Source organism: Photobacterium kasasachensis, from assembly GCF_050336885.1.
GTDB classification, from domain to species: Bacteria; Pseudomonadota; Gammaproteobacteria; order Enterobacterales; family Vibrionaceae; genus Photobacterium; species Photobacterium kasasachensis.
Genome location: NZ_JAKJSH010000004.1, coordinates 404,805 through 424,519, shown reverse-complemented (window position 1 = coordinate 424,519; position 19,715 = coordinate 404,805). Strand labels below are relative to the sequence as shown.

The following is a 19,715-nucleotide window of genomic DNA, read 5'->3' as shown; positions in this document are numbered from 1 at the left end:
GAGGTTGTATGGGAATTAAGCTACCCGGCTTTATCCAGCGCTTCTGGATATGGTTCAGAAAACCGAGCCATTTCGCAATTGGAAGCATACTGACGGTAGGTATCGTGGTGGGGATCGTATTCTGGGGCGGGTTTAATACCGCAATGGAAATGACCAATCAGGAAGACTTCTGCATCAGTTGTCATGAAATGGAGAATAACGTCTATCAGGAATATGTCGGAACCATTCACTACAACAACCGCAGTGGTGTTCGTGCAACCTGTCCGGATTGTCATGTGCCTAAAGAATGGGTGCCGAAAATGGTACGTAAGATCCAGGCCAGTAAAGAGTTGTACGCCAAGGCGTTTGGTATTGTCGATACGCCCAAGAAGTTTGAGGATCATCGTTTCGAGATGGCTTCACGCGAGTGGGAGAGGATGAAGGCCAACGATTCGCAAGAATGTCGTAACTGTCATAACTTCGAGTATATGGATCTCACTACCCAGAAGCCCGTTGCCTCCAAGATCCACAACGAGGCAGAAGATGCAGGCAAAACCTGTATAGACTGCCACAAAGGTATCGCACACCAGTTACCGAAAGGCCATAAGATAGAGAAATCTATCTAGTTATATAACAAGCAATGGAAATCCCCAATCGAGCAATTGGTTGGGGATTTTTTTATTCTTGCCAATAACGTGATTTTTATTCATCAGCCGCATCTTTGGCTTTGTCCTCCAGTGCAAAGTAAATTTTGCTGATTGATATTTCTGCAATCAAAATGGCGAAGATAACAGCGAAGAAGGCCACGACACCGTTAAGCGGGCCGCTAAAGTCGACCTTGTCACCGAACAAGATGTTGATCGCTTCCAGCATAATAATCTTCGAGCCAACCAGTATGATGTAGGTGGATAGTCCTCGGTAGACCTTCGGGGCCAGGCCCTGTTTACTTTTGAAGTAGTTGGCCAGTCGGTGTTCGGCTGCGATGGAAAGCTTTAGAAGGACTTGCAGCAAGATGGCGGCAGCCAGAGAGACGGTGAAAGACTGGATTGTTACATAGCTCCAGTATTCCTCGAAGAGATTCAATACCGTCAGGTCTACCAGTACAGCCAACGTATAGCCTACAAAAAGTCGTTGCGGAGTATTGAAACCGTAATGGCGCGGTAAGTTATTATCGATACTCTCGCTTTGTTCTGCCATAAATAGCTCCGAGCTTATGATTTATCCTAGTCAATAAACTTGGCACCGAGTTGGAAGTTTGTCTAACTCTGTATGAAGCAAATAGGTTTACCGGCAACAATCAGTTAGCAATATTGGATAATGCATGCAAACGATTGCTATCATGCGAGCAAATAATTGTGATGACGGTTCCAATTTGTGTGCTGGCGATCAACTTAATAATTTCAGCATTAAGGTATTTTGGTGGCGAATTGATGCTAATAGGGGATGGGGCTAGAATCCATTTTCCAAACTCACTTATAAGCGATGTGCCTGTGAATCCTAATGCTGCCTTAAACGAACAATTATTTATTGAATCCCACTATGGTGTTGTTATTCACCGGGGGTTTAAGCCGCTTTATGCGGACGATAATTATGCTCGTTATTTCGGCTATGACAATGGTCAGGATATCCTTGCTTTGCCGAGCTTATTGGATCTCATTGTGCCTCATGAGCAGCAAAATGCCATTCTTGCCTACGAGGCGACGATGGCTGGAGAGACCAAGCCGGGAGTGCGTACCTACAAGAATGTTGACAACGAAGGTAATGAAATCATTGTTTTGACCGTTGATCATGTTATTGAATGGCAAGGGCAACAAGCTATGCAGGTGACACTGATTGATCTGAGCCTGCAGGTGGAAACTCAGCGCCAGTTACAGGCCAGTGAAGAGCGTTACCGCGCGTTGGTTGATGGCTCAATTCAAGGCATCCTAGTTCATAAGAACTTCAAGCCACTATTTTGCAACTTGGCCTATGCCAAGATGCTGGGGTTTGATGATGAACAGGCGTTAATGGCTCAACCGTCGATATTACCGTTAATTGCCAAGAGCCATCACCTCCAAGCTCATAAAGATAACCACAAGCTTCTAATTGGTGAAAAGCCGTCGATCAAAACTGAGGCACAGAGTCTTCGTTGTGATGGTTCAACGGTGTGGCTTAGCCTCCTGTCGAGGCCAATTCTGTGGAATGGCGAGCAGGTGGTGCAGGTAACGGCGATGGATATTACCGAGCAACAGTTGCTGCGTGAACGGCTTGAGCACAGAGCCAACTATGATGGGCTAACTAACCTGCTTAACCGCCGTGCCGTGATGGAGCTTTTGGAAAAGCAATTTGCCCATGATCGGATGCTTAATAACCCTTTGTGCTGTGTGCTGATTGATTTTGACAACTTTAAGTCTATTAACGATCAATATGGTCACCATGTCGGTGATGAAGTACTGAGGCTATTTGCTGATAGTTGTAAACAAAGCATCCGCAAAAGTGATTTCATCGGCCGCTGGGGAGGTGAGGAGTTTGTCCTGGTGCTGCCGAGTACTGATATCCAGCAGGCGGTCAGAATTGCCGAACGTATCTGCAATAATGTCTCCAGGTTGAGAGTAACGGCCGAGAACACCTCAGTCGGCTTCTCTGTCAGTATGGGCGCCTCTTATCTTTCTTCCAATATTTCCAGTCTTGAGCAGCTGCTGACGGCGGCTGATAAAGCACTGTACCACGCCAAAGACCAAGGCAAAAACCGAGTTGTTGTTGCGACTGAAGATATGCTTTGAATCGGCAGAGGTGAGAGTGAGTGAATACAGCCCGCTTTATAGCGGGCTGAGTCTATTCGGGAACGAATAATTACTGCAGTTTAAACTTGCTGACCAGCATGCTTAGCTGGGCATTGGCTGCGGCAAGATTTTGTGTACTGTCTACTGTTGCTTGTCCGTTTTGGGTGAGTTCGCTGACCATGCCGCGGATATTGTTCATATTGCGGCTGACTTCTTCGGTGACCGAACTTTGTTCTTCAGATGCGGTGGCAATCTGAGAGCTGAGATCGTTGATGGTGATGATCGAGTTGGTCATCGCATCCAAGCTGTCAGTGACATTGGCCGTATTGGCCGCTGTTCGTTCACAGCTTGCTCGAGTTACCTCCATCGCCGAGACAGCATTGGTGGCATCCTGGCGCAGCTTGGTCAGAATTTCGTTGATTTCTGCGGTGCTGGTTTGGGTGCGAGCTGCAAGTGAACGCACTTCATCGGCAACGACAGCAAAGCCGCGGCCCTGTTCACCGGCGCGAGCGGCTTCGATGGCTGCATTCAGTGCAAGAAGGTTCGTCTGTTCGGCAATATCGCCAATCACGCCAAGTACGCTAACGATTTGCTGGGTATTTTCGTTCATCGTATTGATGCTTGATGACGCTGCATCCACTTCGTCAACCAGTGCAATGACGCTGTTCGAGGCTTCAAGTACCGTGTCTTTCGAAGACATGGCTACATCATGCGCTTTTTGGGTATTGGCCGCAGTTTCCGTGACACTTTGGGCAACGGTTTCAGCCGTCGAGCTCATTTCTGTCACAGCGGTGACGACTTGATCCGTTTCGGAAGCGTGGCTGATCAAGGCTTGATTATTACGCTCTGATTGGACATTGAGTTGTTCAATACTGTGAGTGATATGGCTTGAGGCTTGCGAAATGTCTAGCAGCATCGATTGTAGGTAAACAATGAAGTTATTAACTGAGTGACTGATGTCGCCAAGCTCGTCTTGTGAGGTGATAGCAAGACGGGAAGTCAGGTCAGCTTCGCCGGTTGACAGGGTATCGATGCGCTGCTTAAGAACAATAAGGCCTTTTACAATGGCGTTAATCGCCCAGCCAACTACCAGTAAGGCGATAACCATGAGCACACCTGCAATAGTGATACTCATATAGACTTTCTGGTTGAAGATGTCAGCTGTTGCGTTAGTCAGGTTTTCCTGAATATTGGTGACATCACTCTCGTAGGTACCAGTGGCAATGGTCCAGCCCCACTCGGGGAAGATCTTCCTGGCATAGACCATTTTGTTTTCGGTCTGCTTTGTGGTTGGGTTCTCATAGGCAATTTTTACAAATGCTTCTGACTTGCCGTTGAGCTCTCTGGCAACTTTATTTGTTGTCGAAGGGACAACGGTTCCTACAATAGATGCTTTAGGGTGGGCGAGGATCTTGCCATTCTTGTCCTGTACCCAGAAGTAGCCGTTTTGACCGTATTTACTGGAACTGATGGTATCAAGTGCAGCCTGTATTTCATCTTTTCGCAGTGTGCTGATGTACTCACCGGTGGCGATAACCAGATTTAAAGGCTCGAAGTAAAAAGCAGCTGTCAGCTTTTCCTCGATATTGCCGGTGACAGGATTATTAAAGTAATAGCTGGTGAACCCGATTGAGTTGTTTTTGGCGACGTTAACGATATTTCGGGCGTAATAGGTACCTTTTTTATCGGTCGAGTCATAAGAGCTGTTGCCAATAATTTTGGTATTAATGCCATTGGCTTTGTTGATTATGGATGTCGCATCATAGGCCAGCAGGTAGCGGCCATTATTCCAACGGTATTCGTTAATGAAGGTGTGAATTCGATCTTCGGCTTCAGTTACCGAGGCACTGTTGCTATATATTGACTCGAACGTGCTGCGAAATTCAGTGATTTCAGTCGCCAGTATGCCTTTGATGTGATCGATTTTGGTATCTTCATAAAAGTCGCTAAGGGCGAGGGTAACCGTATCAACCTGGCCTTTTAAATTGTCATTTAAGAGTTGTGCGACTTTGTTGTTTACGTTTGTCTTTTCAGTTTCGAGAACGGATTCTTTGGTATCAATTAAGCTTGTGATAAAGAACCCTCCCATAATAAGCAATGGGAGGCATAATATTGTTGTTAGCTTGGCTCTTATTGTTAATTTCACAATATTAACTCTTGGTAAATAGTTATATCAGTGGGTTTAATTATTGGCGTGAATTATACAGGCTTTATTATAAAAGTGAGTCTGCCAACTCTGGATTTATCAAATAATTGTAAAATTATATTTTCATTTCTACTTATTTTAATAATGCTTGTTATTTCAGTGTGTTTTGTTTTATATCTGGAATTTAATTAATAGTCATTTTTTTGATTTAATTCGTCAGCTTATTGGCGTAACTATTAACCATTATATTAATAATGATATTTGCACTAGGTTTGTTTTAGCTATGTGTCAATATGCGTATTTTTCGGCTTCTAATAAAGGCTTGTAAGATACTGAAATTATACTTTTCCTATCGCAAATTCCTTAAGTTGCATGTATTATGCAACTTAAGGTTTGTAACCAGACCAGTAGTTGATATGGGTAATAGGACGCGGTGTAATGGGTGTGATTTCTTTTTTCTCTAATAAATTAACAAAACAAAATGCAGTTAATCATCAGCAGATGGTTGCTGAAGTTAGCCAGCTAAACGATGAACTCGAACGGCAACGAGAACTTTCCCTGCATCAAGAAAAGGAATTACAGCAAAAGGAACAGGAACTCGAAGTAGCACTTGCTACTCAGCAACATTTTGAAACTGAATTAACCGCGCTATATCAGCGAATGGGAAGAATGCGTAAGTCATTTCAATGGTTGGATGAGAACCTGCTTCAAAGTAGTCTGGCCATTGGTGCGGCTGTATCCGTCTCACACGAAGCCAAAACACGCATTGAAAAGCTGGCAGGTGAACTCACCGATCTGACTCAGTTGCAGGGACAGCAGATGAGTACCTTTGATGTTTTAAATGCCGAGATCAAGAAAACAACGGCTGTGATCAGCGATATTAGTAAGATTGCCGAGCAGACGAACTTGCTGTCTCTGAATGCGGCAATTGAAGCGGCACGTGCAGGAGAACATGGCCGTGGATTTGCGATTGTGGCTAATGAAGTACGTGCATTGTCCGGTACAACAGGCGCATCGGCTAAAGATGCGGATGTGTTCTTATCTAGCCTGACTCAGAGCTCCTCTCAGCTTGGTGATTTAAATCAAACCTTGTCTAGCCGGATTGATCTGGTGGCAGGCGATACGGCGGTAACCATGGATGATCTTGGGACGCAGTTGGCACGAATTGGGAAGACACAGTCCGACCTGGAAGCCGCCAACTGGCGTTCTAAGCTTGAGCTGGCGATGATAGATGAGACCTTCCTGCGTAGTGATATCATAAAGTTCGTCAACAGCCCGGATCAGCCAGTGCTTCCTTCGGTTATATCATCCGAGGAATGCGGTATCGGTAAATGGTATTACTCAGATAATGTCCGTCAGGAGTTCCAAGGAAACCGTCTGTTTATGTCGCTTGAAGTACCGCATAAGCGGGTGCATGAACATGCCGAAGCAGCTGTTGAGCAGGCTACCCAAGGCAATGATAAGGCAGCTCGTGAGCAGATAGCGCTAATGGAAGAGCAGTATCTTGTTGTTGAACAGGTATTGTTGAAACTTACCGGAGCGCTGGGCTAGAGGCAGGGTTGGCTGTGCGGATAAGTGAGGTTCCTATTCCGTAAGTTCCGTATTTCACTTACCCGCACATATTTCCAAATTGGGTTATTGCGCCAGAGGTAGGCTGGCGCCAAGCAGGGCAAAGATCCCGCCACACCCCTGGTTAAAACGTTTGCCGCTACGTTCCAGCCATGGCCGGATTTTGTAGGCGATACGGGCAAGCAGGTATTCAACCGTAAATTCAACCACCGCGAACGTTGCCGCCATGACAACAAACTGCGGCAGCAGTGCCTGCTCGGGGTTAATAAACTGGGGCAGGAAAGCGCCAAAAAATAACAACACTTTCGGGTTTGAAACTGCCGCAAGTCCGCCTTGCCTGAACAGAGCCATAGGGCTTTTTGCAGCTTTTCCCTCAATGGGAGCGAGACTTATAGGCGGCGAGCGCCAGAGCTGAAGCCCGAGCCAAATCAGATACGCCCCGCCTAGCCATTTAAATACGGTTAGAACTTCCGATGATGCCAGTAATACGGCCCCGATGCCGAACATAGACATTGCAATCAGCACAATAAAGCCAAGTACACCGCCACAGATTGTCGCCAGTGTTTTTCTGTGCCCGTACATTGCGCCATGTGTGAGCGCCAACAAACCGTTGGGGCCAGGAGCAAAGGACAAACCGATAACGGCAACCAGATAAATCAACCAGGTCTCTAAAGCCATAATTGCTCCTTTCTTTCATCGAGTAACCAAAAGTGATGCGCACAGTATAGGGTGGAAAGTGCATAATAATTTGGTTCTATTTGGACGTTATAGGGTAATATTAAGACGTTCATACCACGAGCGAACAATGAATGACTGAATCAGATATTTTACGTAGTACAGCCCTATCGGTTCCCCCTTCGCCGGACGTGCGTTTTCTCCTTTTGCCACTGCCCGAATTTAATATGCTGCCGTTTGGTGGCTTCCTCGATAAGTTGCGTTTTTCGGCTGACGAAGAAGATCATAGTCGGCAACGTTATTGCTCTTGGGAAATCGTTGGTCTGGGCAAGGATCCGGTAATCTCGAGCAGCGGTGTGCCAGTGGTGGTACAGAGAACTGCCGATGAGGTTGCGCTGGAGGCTTACGATTATTTAGTGGTGTTCGGTGGCCGTAGTGCCAGAAGCAGCCAGCAACTCACGGAAATTTATGGCGGTATGTTACGTGAGGCTGCTGCCAAGGGCGTGGCATTGGTGAGTATCGATAATGCGTGCTTTCTGTTTGCGGCTGCCGGGTTGTTAAATGATCATAGTGTTGCGGTTCATTGGCGGCATGTTCAGGAGTTTCGTACTGCCTATCCGAGAATTGCAGTTAAAACAGAACAGCTCTATTGCATTGACGGTAAGCGGATTAGTTGTGCTGGCGGTAGTGCAGCGGTGGATTTGGCTGTCGAGTTGGTGGCACGTCACTGCGGTAGGGCCAAGGCATTAAAGGGGCTGGCTGATATGCTGGTGGACGAGGCGCGTGGCCAGCTGCATCAGCTCAAATCTCTGGATGAAGATATACGGGCTAATAATACGGCCGGGCGGCATGTCGGACGGGCGATCAGTTTGATGCGCCAGTTACTGGCCGAGCCTAAGACGGTCGATGAACTAGCCGATATGCTGGCTATCAGCCGACGACAGCTCGACAGATTGTTCAAACAAAGTTTGGGTCTGACGGCAAGAGAGTACTGGGCTGAAATGCGCCTGAAGCATGTCCACTGGCGGGTGATTAACTCTGATCATAGCTTGCAGTATTTGGCTGACGAGGTTGGGGTTCATGATGTCAGTTATCTGTGTAAGTTATTCCGTAAACGTTACGGGATCAGTCCGAGCAAATTGAGAAAAATAAGTTGTGAGCTGTGACGGCAGTTAAAAATATGATTATCAAAAGCTGGTAATGTTGATCGTTCTTCTTGATGCTAAGTGCCTGTTTTAAAATCCATGTTCCTGCTTTAAAAGCTACGTTCCTGTTATAAAACGCAGCTCCTGTTATGTAACATAGGTGTAGTAACATCTTTCCGCGGTTTAAGGCACTGGCTATCCTTTCGAGATCAAGGCTACGAGGTGTTTGATGATTGCTGTGTACTGGATGGTTGGCACATTATTGTCTTTTTCGCTTATGGCTATTGGGGTCAGAGAGCTGGGCGGTAGTATTTCGCCCTTTGAGATGCTCTTTTTCCGTAGCCTGATCGGACTGGCGGTGATTGTATCTATCGTGTTTTATCACCGTCAGCAGAGGTTGCTGAAAACAGAGCGTGTCGCGTTGCAATTTGGCCGAAACCTCATGAACTTCCTCGGTCAGTATTGCTGGTTTCTCGGTATTACTTTGCTGCCGTTGGCCGAAGTGTTTGCGCTTGAGTTTACAGTTCCGCTGTGGACGCTGATGATTGCCTGCGTATTTCTGGGGGAGAAACTGACCAAGGTGAAGATCGTCTCGCTTGGTCTGGGGCTGTTGGGGGTTATCGCTATTATTCAGCCGACAGCCGCGGTATTTAACCCTGCTTCTTTGATCGTATTGCTGGCCGCGGTCAGTTTTGCGGCTTCATATGTAGCGACTAAGTCGCTTTCTTTGACCGAGTCTCCGATAACTATCCTGTTTTATATGTCTCTTCTTCAGTTACCGATTAGCCTGGTGTTGATGCTGCCTGATTGGCAGACTCCGCAAGGGGTTGAGTGGCTTTACTTGCTCATCGTTGGGCTCACAGGTTTATCCGCGCACTATTGTATTGCCAAGGCCATGCAGTATGCCGATGCCAGTGTGGTTGTGACACTCGATTTTCTGCGTCTGCCGCTGATTGCTGTGGTGGGGATGTTGTTTTATGGCGAAGCTGTTGAGGTGGCAGTTATGCTGGGTGGCTTGCTGATGGTTGTTGGCAATATCCTAAATGTCAGGAGAGCGGGTAAATGTAATGTTGAGTTGCAAACGACTTCTTGGACCAGTTTTAAACTTAAGCGATTTTTACGTTCTGGTCGGTGAGCTACTCACCGTCATTAGGTAAATGTTTAAATGCGGTAATATCAATGTTGCTGCACGAAAGTTTGTTAACCACGGTGTGAGAAACGAATCAATTTATGCTTCTAGCGACTCTCTAACTCATTGACTTGATTGATTGTTCTATACAACCATATTCGTCGAAGCTGGTTCGGCGAACACAAAGGCTATTCAAACAGCATAACGTAACTACGCATGAATGTGCCTTTATTGGTATTGACGTGAATAGTCTGCATCTCCCTTTGGTATTTGATAACCCAGATCACAGCGTTCATAACAAGCTTGCCCACCATCAGAGTAACGTTGAACACTATAGCTAGTGCATGCCGTATACGCACACGATAAGGGCTATTACGCAAGAACCAGTTGAATCCCAACTTAGTTCTGGATGTTTGATTGTCCAGCAGTTCAGTGGTTTAACGAAAGGAATGTAAATATGAACATCAAAGGAGCTTTGCTCTTTTTAGTTGTCTTCCTTGTAGCTGGTTGTGGTGGCGGCACCGACAACGAACAAAATGGTAAGAGCAACACTTCCGCAACAACACTTTCAAACCTGTACATGCCAGCCCAAAGTGGTGCTTTGTGGCGATTTGATGTTAAAGACTCCAGCGATACCATTTCGCTATCAAGCAGCAGCGTGGTTAGTTCAAACGGTCAAGAAACCGTTGATCTAACATGGGATCACAGCGGTTTTAGACAGACGATTCGCCAGCAGGATAACGCGCTTTATATTGACAATATTTATATCGACGAAGTTGTTGTTGATAACAAAAACTATCAGGTGAATTTGGACCTGTCCGAAAATCCAGCTCTCTTGTTGCCTGAATTTTCAGTGATTGGTGCGATGACAGGTATGGATGGCTATCTTGCGATGGGCGTGACAATTTCACCTAATGTGGGTAATGCTTTTGGCTATTACATGGCTGATTGGTCATATAAAGGGGTAGAAACTATTGTGACACCGACGGGCAGCTACGAAGCTCTGCATATAAGTTACCGTCTTAGCTTGGATGTTTACATCGACGTCCCGGATAACGGCAGTGTTGCAACTCAAGTGGGGCTTGATCAGGATCTATGGTTTGCTCCTGGCATCGGTATAGTAAAGTTGGTTGACCGAAGTGCTAACTCTTACAACCCGCTGGTTGCTTTGCTTAGTGGTTTTAATAAGTACCAGGATAGCAATGGTAATATTTCAGTACTGCCAGGGAGCGTTTCTATTCCACCTGACAGCCCTTGGAAGAATAGTCATAAGGCCTATAAGCTTGACCAGCTATACGGTGAATGGGGAAACAGTTACCACTGTGATGAAACAAAAGAGTATAGCCCTTCATTCAAGTTATCTTTGAGCGAGTCCAGTTACAGGCTGAGTACCCAAGTAACTCAAAATGAGAACTGTACGGCCGCCAACGCCTATGAATATGTTGAATCTGGAACTTACATACTGCGTGGATTCGATGAAATTGACAGCACTTATCTGTCTTTGGATTTGATACCGAGCTCGTCTGTGCGCAAATCGTATCGATTTGGTAACAAAGTTGATGAATATAACACAGATGCTAATTACAATAATATCAACTTGGCCAAAGGTGAGAGTGGTACGATTAAGTTAGCGGTGTACGGTATGCCAGAGCGCCCAGGAAGTGAACGTATCCACGCTGATCTGAACGCGAACAGTGATGAACAACCAGTGATTGACGGCCTTGCCAAGACACGGCTTGTTTATTTTAGAATGTACGATGAGTTTAATAGCCCATCACCAGAAGAAGCTTACGCCGGTTGGGGTATGCATATCTGGAATGATAGTACTTGTGACTCCATCATGGACTCACAGCTTGCTGGGGTCAGTTGGAACAATCCGTTGCCACCGCGCGGTTATGATCCGAATTACGGGGTGTACTTTGATCTGCAGATTAAAGAAGGTCATACCGGTTGTGCTAATATCATCCTCCATAAAGGCGAGCAAAAATCGGTTGATGGGAATATGACTCTTGACCTGTCTGCACCGCTATTTTCTACAATCACATATGGCGATACGAATATCATCTATCAATGATTGCTGTTTTAGTATTGTGTCTCGGCAGGCAGTATTGCCTGTCGGGCTCTCCGTGTCCAAACAGATCAATACTTCCCCCTATTTCATTCATCTGAAAAAGGCCATTTCAGTTATTAATGCTTGGCTCTGCTGTCCTAATTAAGCTTTTTAATGATCCTGGCCGGTGAGCCGCCTACCATGGTATCTGGTGGAACATCTCTGGTAACTGTCGAGTTTGCCGCGACAACAGAGCGGGCACCGATGGTGACACCTTGGCAGATCACCACCTGGCCGCCGATCCATACGTCATCCCCAACCACAATAGGCTTGCAGGTTGTTTCCCAGCGACGACGGCTTTGATAGTCCAGCGAGTGGGTTGGGGTATAGAACTGGGTATTTGGCCCGATAAGCACGTTATCGCCAATATGGATTTCGGTATTATCGAGCATGGTAACCCCCATGTTGAGGAAGGTATTACTGCCGATATGGATTGTTTTTCCGAATTCGCACAAAAAGGGTGGCGTCACAATACTGCCTTCGCCGAAGGAGCCTAAAAGTTGTTCCATCAAATTTTGCAGGGCATCGCCGGGGTTATTGTTGATCTGCTGTTTTAATGTCGCAGCTTGGTTTCTGAGTGCGGTGATCTCTGGATCGAGACCGTCAAAGTCTTCGCCGTTTACCATTTTTTCGAGTTCGGTCATCGTTTACCTTCGCTGGAATATCAGTATCGCTGTAGATAGGGCTAAGTGTAATCGGATAGATGCGTTAGGTATTGATAACTCTCAAAGGAATGCGAATTAAGAACCAGAGGCACTGTTCACCAAACCGCTTTTGAGCATGCCTTGAAAGCATTAGGCCAGACAGCCCTGGCCTAGTTCAGTTATGTTTTCTTAACCCCTAATATTCATCTACCAGGCCCACTTGCTTTTCCAGCTTTTCAATAAGGACTTCGCGCTTAAAGGGTTTCGGCAGATAATCATCCATTCCGCAATCGAAGCACTTTTGAATATCGTCATCCAGGATAGAGGCGGTTAACGCAACAATGTGTGTGCGAGGGTAGCCGTTGTCATTTTCGAACTGGCGAATGGATCGGGTGGCATCGAAACCATTGAGAACAGGCATCATACAGTCCATTAGCACGAGGCCGATAGCTTCATGATGAAGCTCATAGCATTCTATCGCTTCCTGTCCGTTATTTGCCAGAATGTAATCGAGCCCAATCTTCTTCAAGTTGATACAGGCAACTTGTTGGTTAACTTTGTTGTCTTCGACAATGAGGACTTTCTTTCTAAGCGTTTGCGGGGCCGTTGGGGGGCTAGCAGGCTCTGATACGTCATGATTCACGGCTGTTGTCAGTGCTTTTTTGAGTCGGGTACCAAACAACGGGGCAGTAACAAATGCTGTATTGTTATTTGAGCCGTTGATAGTTTCAGTGCTGATAGTTTCCGTATTGCGTCGAATATAAATAATAGGGTATTGAGAGTAGTTACTCTCAACGTCTTGTAACATCTCGAAATTATCAACAAGGATCAAGCCGACTTGCTGTAATGACGCAGGTATGGCCGAGGCGCTTTGAACGATTGTGACATGATGGCCGAAGCGCTGAACTTCATCGACCAGCAGCGCATTGGTCGCCTTGGTGAAATAAACAATATCTATGGGCTCATCGGTTGATAGCTGTTGTTCGTCATTATTGAGCTTAACGTCGAAATAGAACTGACTTCCCTGACCCTTATTTGAGATAAGTTGGATTTTTCCCCCCATGAGCTCGACCATCTTAGCTGAAATGGCCAGGCCAAGGCCTGTTCCGCCATATTGAGCTGACGTGTCTGCATTTTCCTGCTTAAACTCATCGAATATTTGTTGTTGTTTATCCTTGTCGATACCAATTCCGGTATCGGCGACAGAAAAGTAGACCGTCGTGGATAGATTCGTCTGTGTAACCAGTCTGGCCGAGAATGTGATAGAGCCCTTTTCGGTGAATTTAATTGCATTTGAAGCAAGATTCATGATGACCTGACGGAGCTTTTGTTCGTCGGCTTTGATGTAGTTAGGCAGCAATGGGTCAAGTTCGATATGAATATCGATATTCTTTTGCTGTGCCTTGGGCGCAATCAGGGCTGCAGTATCGAATAGGATCTCTTTAACTGCGCAGGTATGCGGACAGATTTCAAGGTGGCCGGATTCAATTTTGGAGAGGTCCAAAATATCATTGATAAGCATCAGCAGCGTTTGTGAAGACGCATTGATTGTTGATAGGTAGTCCTTTTGGATGGCCGTGAGACGGGAGTCTGACAAGATTTCGGTCATCCCTAAAATACCATTGAGCGGTGTTCTGATTTCATGTGACATATTGGCCAGAAAAGCACTTTTGGCTTTGTTGGCTTGTTTCTCGTGTTCACGGGCATTGATGAGTTGGTTTTCCAGTTTGCCTGTTTGATGAACCACATAGAGCAGAACGGAAATGATAGACAGGCACAAGACAACACCGGCAAGGAGCTTGATGAGTTCGAAATAGCTTAGCTCCTCCGCAATCTTTTGCGGAATGACAGAAAACAGCGCGTTGAGTTTGTCCTCGAGTATGTGAATGGTATTTCTTAACTCACCATGCCTGCCTTGGTTGTGATCGTAGCCAAATACTTTAAAGGCGCGCTGAAGGGCATAGAAATCAAGACTAAATTGATTAAATGCGTTACTCAGTGAAGTCGAGTTGGGTGTTTGGGCGATTTCACTATTGATTTGAATCAGTGTTGTATCAATTTCTCGAAGTACATCTGCCTCGAAGTCTGAGAAAAACTGATACATCAAATCCTGCGTAGTAAGTGTCAGCTCATCTAACCGTTTATTTCTCGATGCGTTGACCTCCTTTTCCAGGCTGAGGGTACTGTCTTTGAGCTTGTCGATTAACCCTGGCTTCTCGCCGTTTCCACGTATTAGAACAAGCATATCAGCAAGGGTGGAGAACGTTTGGTAGTAGGTATTGACTGAGTCCAGGGTAACTTGGGGATCGTAGTCAGTTGCCAGATCGTTGGCCTGAATCGTGTTATGGATATCGTTGAGGGTGATGACGATATGCTCATAAGCGGCTGTCATTTTTTTCTGATATTGCGAGTCCGCTCTTGCAATAAAATCTTTTTCATGTCGGCGCATCATCAGCATGTCATTGGATGCATTAAGAATTTTAATTTCCAGGGAGATAAGTTGCGCTCGTTTATGATTAAGTGTTCGCTCGGCATAGAAGAAAGTGCCGAGAAACAGCACGATGATGAGAGCACCATAGCTGAGTAGTTGTTTTATCGAGCGGGTTTGAGTGTACTGAGGTGTCTGCATCGAAATCCATTTCCTTCCCGAGCCGAGTACGGCAATTAAGCTACCGTTACAATTAACACTTTGATTTTTTTGGTTGTTATTGTTGTTTTATCATAGAACGGTCATCGAATGCAGTATGTTAAACCGGTTGCATTATGAAGAAAACAACCGGGGCCGTTGCTGTGAGGTACTGATGAGTGCCATTACTCCTTCAAAATTGTTTTCACTTCTAGTTCACTGTGCAGAGTGCGGTGCACCGGGCAACGGTCGGCAATTTCCAGTAATCGCTGCTGTTGCTGCTCGGTGAGCGCCCCTTTGAGTGTGACGTAGCGGGAGAGTACTTCAATTTGGCTGTCTTTTTCGTCACACTCTTCGCAGTCCTTCGCGTGCTGTCGGCTATGGTTGAGCTCAACGGTGACATCTTCGAGCGGGATTTGTTTTCGGTTGGCGTACATCCGAATGGTCATTGAGGTGCAGGTACCCAATGCGGCTAGCAAGTGCTCATAGGGATCGGGGCCAAGATCGCTGCCGCCGACGGATGTGGGCTCGTCGGCCAGCCATACGTGGCTGTCTGATAAGACTGTTCGGGTAAATTGCTGATTTTTTTCTTCTACCAGCACATTGCCTTTGGTCAGTGGGTTATCTTGCTGATCAATAGTTTCTGGCTCCGTGATATAGCGCGATGACCAGGTAGCGATTGTCGAGGCGACATATTCTGCATCGGCCGCGTTGGTAAGCAGGTGATCGGCACCATCGAGGCTAACAAAACTTTTAGGGTGTTTGGCTGAGCGGTAGATCTTTTCGGCTTCGTTAATCGATACTGTCCTATCGACTGGTGAGTGAAAGATAAGCAATGCCTTCCCAAGCTTGGCGATTTTTTCGGGTTGATTCTGTTCGGCCAGATCATCGAGAAACTGCTTTTTGATGGTAAAGGGACGGCCTGCTAGGCTGACTTCGGCAATCCCTTGCTTTTCGATCGTGTCTGTCTGACAGGCAAATTGTTTGGTGACATGTTGAGGATCTGCCGGCGCGCCAATGGTGACCACGCCGCTGGCCTCGGGAATTGACTCGGCGGCGGCCAGCATGGCTGCTCCTCCTAGGCTGTGGCCTATCAGCAGGGCAGGCGCGCGGTAATGATCACGCAGGTAGTTCGCAGCATGGATAAGATCGGCGATATTGGACGAGAAGTTGGTATTGGCAAAGTCACCGTCACTGCTGCCGAGCCCCGTAAAGTCAAATCGATAAACGGCAAAGCCATTCGCAGTTAGGGATCGTGCAATACGGGATGCCGATACAACGTCTTTGCCACAGGTGAAACAGTGGGCGAACAGGGCAAAGGTATGGGGATTGCTGTCTGGCAACTCCAGTAATCCGGCGATGGATTGACCATCGCTGCCAGTAAATTCCAGTTTGATATGCTTAGGCATAATGCTGACTCATTGATGGCGGAATATGAGTCAATCATAGACTACGTGATTTAGGCTTTACTGCTGATCAGCCGTCATATTTTTCTGACGATAAAAGCGCATCCATTTCGGCCCAAAGGTATTGATGATGGTCGCCAGTACGATGAGGCCTATACCGATGATTTTTGCCCCGGATAGCTGTTGGTCAAAAAAGCTAATTTGCCAGATGACGGCAAACATCAGATTGGTAAAGATAAGCGGTGCAAGTTGAGAGCCGGAGTGTGCCAGACGGTAGGCTTTTGCCCGGAACATTTGCGTACTGACGATACAGGCCGTGAGTAAGATGATAAGTGGAAAAGCGAGGTGCTGAATCTCGGAAGCTGACGATTGCATAATAGCGAAATCATTGCGGCTGATATCAACAAGAGCCAATGGAAGTATCAATAGCCCGGCAATGAGAAAGCACCAGCCATTGAGGGCCGCTGCTGGTAAGCTCCCTTTGCTGCCTTTGAATAGGGTCACTTGGGAACAGGCGTTGAAGAATCCTGCTGCCAACCCTATAAGCAGAGCAGGGCGGAGTTCGATACCTGTGGGAGTGCCTGCCTGAAGGATTACGCCAGTAAAGGTGAGAGCAAGACAGCTGAGAGTAATGGCTCTGACAGGTGTTTTTAGTAACAGTTTTTCTAACAAAGGTATAAAAAGGGGACCAGTACTAAATAGCACCACGCTTTCTACCAGGCTAAGGGTATCCAATGCGATAAGAAAACACATCTGACTGCCGACAACACAGAGCGAGCGGATCAAAATCGTTCGCCAGTTGTTGCGATCCGGTATGGTCCAGCATGTCATCTTAAGCATGAGCAGCATTAGCAGTGCCGGAAGAAAAAAACGCAGAAACCCCAATACTTCGGTGCTAAACATGTCACTGAGCAGTTTGGCCAGCAAACCGTTTAGCGAGAGGCTAAATGTGGATGCCAGCATAAAGAAAACGGGGCGTAGGTCGGTGGTCATTCTGGTCCTCCATCTGATGTTGCCTGAGCTAGCAGGTGATAAAGAAAGGTGCCGGAAGCAAAACTGGAATTCCGAAGTTGCTCAGTCAGGGGCTATAAACAGTCTAGTCAGCTTGTGTTGAGCAAAAAAGCGAATAATACTAACCAAAATGGTTAGAAAAACTTACATATGAGAAAGCTGATCCCACTAAAGTCTATTTATGCTTTTGTTGCCGTTGCTGAAACCGGAAGTATGACCGAGGCGGCCGATGTGTTGAGCGTGAGTCATTCGGCTGTCAGTCAGGCCATCAAGGCGCTGGAAGCTCAGTTGAACCTGCCGTTGTTTCGCCGTGTTGGCCGTCGGGTTGAGCTGAATCACGAGGGGCGAAAGTATTACCGCAAGGTCGCACCTGCACTGACCCAGATTGTCGAGGCCAGCGAATCTCTGGCCCGTGAGGGACAGGGGAATCGTCTGACTCTGAACATGGTCAACTCGCTGGCACTTCACTGGTGGATCCCCCGGGTGTCCGACTTCCAGCAACTTGCTCCTCATATTGATATTCGAATCTCTAATCTTATTCAGGTTTTCGACCTGGACCGTGAAGGTGTTGATGTCGCACTGCTTCACGGCAAACCAGATGAGTGGCAGGACTATTATTGCGAAAAGTTGGGTGATGATGAGCTGATTATGGTCTGCAGCCCGCACCTAATTGGCTCGAGTACCTCTCCAAGGCCAGATGAACTGCTGGCCAGATATCCTGCGATATACGCAACCAATCCACGCCGCAAAAATGACTGGCAGGTATGGTGCCAGGCTAATAAATTACCAATACCCGAGCAGCAGAAGAACCTGACATTTACCGCATCTATTCAGGCGGTGCAGGCAACGATCCGTCGCCTTGGCGTATTGATCACCCATAAGCAGTTTGTTCGGGATGATATTAAGCACGGCATGCTGGTACAGGTTGGTCAGCCGGTACTCAATCCTTATCAGGAGTTCTATTTCGTTTGTACTGCCGAGAAGCTGAAGCTCGAAAGTGTGCTGACGTTGCGTAACTGGCTAAAAGGTGAGTTTGCGAAATAACTTCGTGTGAGCACGAGCACTTTGAGACTGTTTTGAGGCTGTGGATACATAACGGACGCAGATAGGTTCGTTTTGTGTATTACCTGGCGCTTTGGTTTGATTAACAGCGTGAGATCAGGCGTCTCACGGAATGTGATCCGGTGTATATTTTGGTGTGCTGGTGGTGTTTTTCTCTCACATTATAGAGGCCATGAACTTCATAATATTGGCAACTTAAGTATTGGATAATGCGGAAATACGATGACTGAAAAAGAAAAAATGCTGTCAGGTTTGATGTATCAGGCCTGGGATGCCGAGTTGCTAGCAGAGCGCCAGAAAGCCAAAGAGTTGTGTCATCAGCTAAATCACCTTAGCCCGAGCCAACCAGAGACCCGACAGGCACTTATTAGCGAATTATTAGGGCAAGAGAGCGATGCGTGCCTTGAATCGCCGTTTAACTGTGATTACGGCTACAACATCAAGGCGGGCAAAGGCTTTTATGCCAATCATGGTTGTACAATCCTTGACTGTGCCCCTATTCATATTGGCGATAACTGCTTGCTGGCACCGGGGGTAGTCATAGCGACTGCCGGGCATCCGCTTGATCCGGTTGAACGAGCTTCTGGCGAGGAATTTGCCAAGAGCATTACCATAGGTAACGATGTGTGGTTTGGAGCCAATGTCACTGTGTGTCCGGGCGTGACGATTGGCGATAATGTGGTTGTTGGGGCTGGCAGTGTTGTTAATAAGGATTTGCCTTCCAACACAGTATGTGTCGGGTCGCCTGCCAAGCCAATTAAAGAAATTCCACCCAAGCAATAAGTCTTCAGAGTAAAGGTGAGTGAGCAGAATCACTCACCTTAAATAATCTCTAACACTTCCTGTAGCGGTTTGCGCATTTTTTGCGGCCAGTTTCCTTCTGCTGGGTAGCCGACAGTAACTAACATAACCGGAAGGATAGACGATGGCAGATTAAATGCTGATTGAACCGCCTCAGTGTCAAAGCCGCCAACAACGCCGGTGGATAGCCCTTGCTCGTCTGCCGCAAACATCAGGCTCATGGATGCAAGTGACGCTGAGCGAATGGCCTCGTCTCTTCGAAGCTCTGAATTGTCTTGGTGCGACTCTGTCACCATACCGACCCATGTTGCCTTGATCTCTTCGGTGATGATACCTTCGCTTACCGATGGTTGAAGCGCGTCTTCTAGTGTTTTGTAGCCTTCCAGATCACCACAGACTATATAGGTCACTGAAGCATCTTTAACTTGTTGTTGCCCATATGCAGCCTGGCATAAGTTGGATTTCTGCTCTTCGGAATGAACAGCAACGAATTTCCAGTTTTGTAGATTAAAAGCCGACGGTGAGTACGTTGCAAGCCTGACCAATTCAGAGATTGTTTCTGCAGTGATTTTTTTATCCGGATCATATTTTCCGGTTGTTGAACGACTTTCTAAGTAATGTTGTATGCGTGAAGTATCCATTGATAAGTC

16 protein-coding genes are annotated in these 19,715 nt (G+C 46.7%); 8 read left to right on the top strand and 8 right to left on the bottom strand.

Translation table 11 applies throughout. The features are described 5' to 3' along the window. The first annotated feature begins 14 nt into the window (after positions 1-14). Complete coding sequence (gene napC / locus L4D19_RS01875; RefSeq protein ID WP_428451394.1) at positions 15-605, top strand: cytochrome c-type protein NapC; 591 nt, start codon at positions 15-17, stop codon at positions 603-605. Between the two features lie 76 nt (positions 606-681). Here napC and L4D19_RS01870 read toward each other — a convergent pair whose 3' ends face one another. Further along, positions 682-1,176: a hypothetical protein gene (locus L4D19_RS01870; protein ID WP_428450919.1), complete on the bottom strand. Its 495-nt coding sequence runs from the start codon at positions 1,174-1,176 to the stop codon at positions 682-684. A 293-nt stretch (positions 1,177-1,469) separates the two neighbouring features. Between L4D19_RS01870 and L4D19_RS01865 the strand changes: the two genes are divergently transcribed. Further along, positions 1,470-2,741 carry a sensor domain-containing diguanylate cyclase gene (locus tag L4D19_RS01865; protein WP_428450918.1) on the top strand — a complete coding sequence of 424 codons (1,272 nt, stop codon included), beginning with the start codon at positions 1,470-1,472 and terminating at the stop codon, positions 2,739-2,741. A gap of 70 nt (positions 2,742-2,811) precedes the next feature. On the opposite strand, the gene L4D19_RS01860 is transcribed toward L4D19_RS01865, so the two are convergent. Beyond that, complete coding sequence (locus L4D19_RS01860; RefSeq protein ID WP_428450917.1) at positions 2,812-4,887, bottom strand: methyl-accepting chemotaxis protein; 2,076 nt, start codon at positions 4,885-4,887, stop codon at positions 2,812-2,814. Between the two features lie 438 nt (positions 4,888-5,325). Here L4D19_RS01860 and L4D19_RS01855 point away from each other — a divergent pair, with 438 nt between their 5' ends. Continuing rightward, positions 5,326-6,438: a methyl-accepting chemotaxis protein gene (locus tag L4D19_RS01855; RefSeq protein WP_428450916.1), complete on the top strand. Its 1,113-nt coding sequence runs from the start codon at positions 5,326-5,328 to the stop codon at positions 6,436-6,438. A gap of 84 nt (positions 6,439-6,522) precedes the next feature. Here L4D19_RS01855 and L4D19_RS01850 read toward each other — a convergent pair whose 3' ends face one another. Continuing rightward, the gene (locus L4D19_RS01850; RefSeq protein ID WP_428450915.1) at positions 6,523-7,134 is read right to left on the bottom strand and encodes a LysE family translocator; all 612 of its coding nucleotides are present in this window, start codon (positions 7,132-7,134) and stop codon (positions 6,523-6,525) included. Positions 7,135-7,265: 131 nt separating this feature from the next. Here L4D19_RS01850 and L4D19_RS01845 point away from each other — a divergent pair, with 131 nt between their 5' ends. From L4D19_RS01845 to L4D19_RS01835, 3 genes are all read left to right on the top strand, one after another. After that, positions 7,266-8,297 (top strand): GlxA family transcriptional regulator, encoded by a 1,032-nt coding sequence (locus L4D19_RS01845; protein ID WP_428450914.1) that lies wholly within the window; start codon positions 7,266-7,268, stop codon positions 8,295-8,297. 208 nt (positions 8,298-8,505) lie between these two features. Continuing rightward, positions 8,506-9,411 carry a DMT family transporter gene (locus L4D19_RS01840; protein ID WP_428450913.1) on the top strand — a complete coding sequence of 302 codons (906 nt, stop codon included), beginning with the start codon at positions 8,506-8,508 and terminating at the stop codon, positions 9,409-9,411. Positions 9,412-9,862: 451 nt separating this feature from the next. Then, positions 9,863-11,479: a pullulanase-associated domain-containing protein gene (locus L4D19_RS01835; protein WP_428450912.1), complete on the top strand. Its 1,617-nt coding sequence runs from the start codon at positions 9,863-9,865 to the stop codon at positions 11,477-11,479. 134 nt (positions 11,480-11,613) lie between these two features. Here the strand turns inward: L4D19_RS01835 and L4D19_RS01830 are convergent, their stop codons facing one another. From L4D19_RS01830 to L4D19_RS01815, 4 genes are all read right to left on the bottom strand, one after another. Then, a complete protein-coding gene (locus L4D19_RS01830; protein ID WP_428450911.1) occupies positions 11,614-12,159 on the bottom strand; it encodes a sugar O-acetyltransferase in 546 nt (181 codons plus the stop codon). Positions 12,160-12,355: 196 nt separating this feature from the next. Continuing rightward, complete coding sequence (locus L4D19_RS01825; protein WP_428450910.1) at positions 12,356-14,788, bottom strand: ATP-binding protein; 2,433 nt, start codon at positions 14,786-14,788, stop codon at positions 12,356-12,358. A 182-nt stretch (positions 14,789-14,970) separates the two neighbouring features. Then, positions 14,971-16,194 carry a bifunctional alpha/beta hydrolase/OsmC family protein gene (locus L4D19_RS01820; RefSeq protein ID WP_428450909.1) on the bottom strand — a complete coding sequence of 408 codons (1,224 nt, stop codon included), beginning with the start codon at positions 16,192-16,194 and terminating at the stop codon, positions 14,971-14,973. 57 nt (positions 16,195-16,251) lie between these two features. Continuing rightward, positions 16,252-17,184 carry a DMT family transporter gene (locus L4D19_RS01815; RefSeq protein ID WP_428450908.1) on the bottom strand — a complete coding sequence of 311 codons (933 nt, stop codon included), beginning with the start codon at positions 17,182-17,184 and terminating at the stop codon, positions 16,252-16,254. 168 nt (positions 17,185-17,352) lie between these two features. Here L4D19_RS01815 and L4D19_RS01810 point away from each other — a divergent pair, with 168 nt between their 5' ends. Next, complete coding sequence (locus tag L4D19_RS01810) at positions 17,353-18,246, top strand: LysR substrate-binding domain-containing protein (RefSeq protein ID WP_428450907.1); 894 nt, start codon at positions 17,353-17,355, stop codon at positions 18,244-18,246. Positions 18,247-18,486: 240 nt separating this feature from the next. Continuing rightward, entirely contained in the window at positions 18,487-19,047 is a 561-nt protein-coding gene (locus L4D19_RS01805) for a sugar O-acetyltransferase (RefSeq protein WP_428450906.1), read from the top strand. Between the two features lie 38 nt (positions 19,048-19,085). Here the strand turns inward: L4D19_RS01805 and L4D19_RS01800 are convergent, their stop codons facing one another. After that, entirely contained in the window at positions 19,086-19,706 is a 621-nt protein-coding gene (locus tag L4D19_RS01800) for a nitroreductase family protein (RefSeq protein ID WP_428450905.1), read from the bottom strand. Between the last annotated feature and the right edge of the window lie 9 nt (positions 19,707-19,715).

Coding starts and splice junctions, on each gene's coding strand:
- L4D19_RS01830 (WP_428450911.1), bottom strand. CDS start 12,159: ATGACCGAACTCGAAAAAATGGTAAACGGCGAAGACTTTGACGGTCTC.
- L4D19_RS01825 (WP_428450910.1), bottom strand. CDS start 14,788: ATGCAGACACCTCAGTACACTCAAACCCGCTCGATAAAACAACTACTC.
- L4D19_RS01870 (WP_428450919.1), bottom strand. CDS start 1,176: ATGGCAGAACAAAGCGAGAGTATCGATAATAACTTACCGCGCCATTAC.
- L4D19_RS01845 (WP_428450914.1), top strand. CDS start 7,266: ATGACTGAATCAGATATTTTACGTAGTACAGCCCTATCGGTTCCCCCT.
- L4D19_RS01815 (WP_428450908.1), bottom strand. CDS start 17,184: ATGACCACCGACCTACGCCCCGTTTTCTTTATGCTGGCATCCACATTT.
- L4D19_RS01805 (WP_428450906.1), top strand. CDS start 18,487: ATGACTGAAAAAGAAAAAATGCTGTCAGGTTTGATGTATCAGGCCTGG.
- L4D19_RS01850 (WP_428450915.1), bottom strand. CDS start 7,134: ATGGCTTTAGAGACCTGGTTGATTTATCTGGTTGCCGTTATCGGTTTG.
- L4D19_RS01810 (WP_428450907.1), top strand. CDS start 17,353: ATGAGAAAGCTGATCCCACTAAAGTCTATTTATGCTTTTGTTGCCGTT.
- L4D19_RS01800 (WP_428450905.1), bottom strand. CDS start 19,706: ATGGATACTTCACGCATACAACATTACTTAGAAAGTCGTTCAACAACC.
- L4D19_RS01855 (WP_428450916.1), top strand. CDS start 5,326: ATGGGTGTGATTTCTTTTTTCTCTAATAAATTAACAAAACAAAATGCA.
- L4D19_RS01840 (WP_428450913.1), top strand. CDS start 8,506: ATGATTGCTGTGTACTGGATGGTTGGCACATTATTGTCTTTTTCGCTT.
- L4D19_RS01835 (WP_428450912.1), top strand. CDS start 9,863: ATGAACATCAAAGGAGCTTTGCTCTTTTTAGTTGTCTTCCTTGTAGCT.
- L4D19_RS01820 (WP_428450909.1), bottom strand. CDS start 16,194: ATGCCTAAGCATATCAAACTGGAATTTACTGGCAGCGATGGTCAATCC.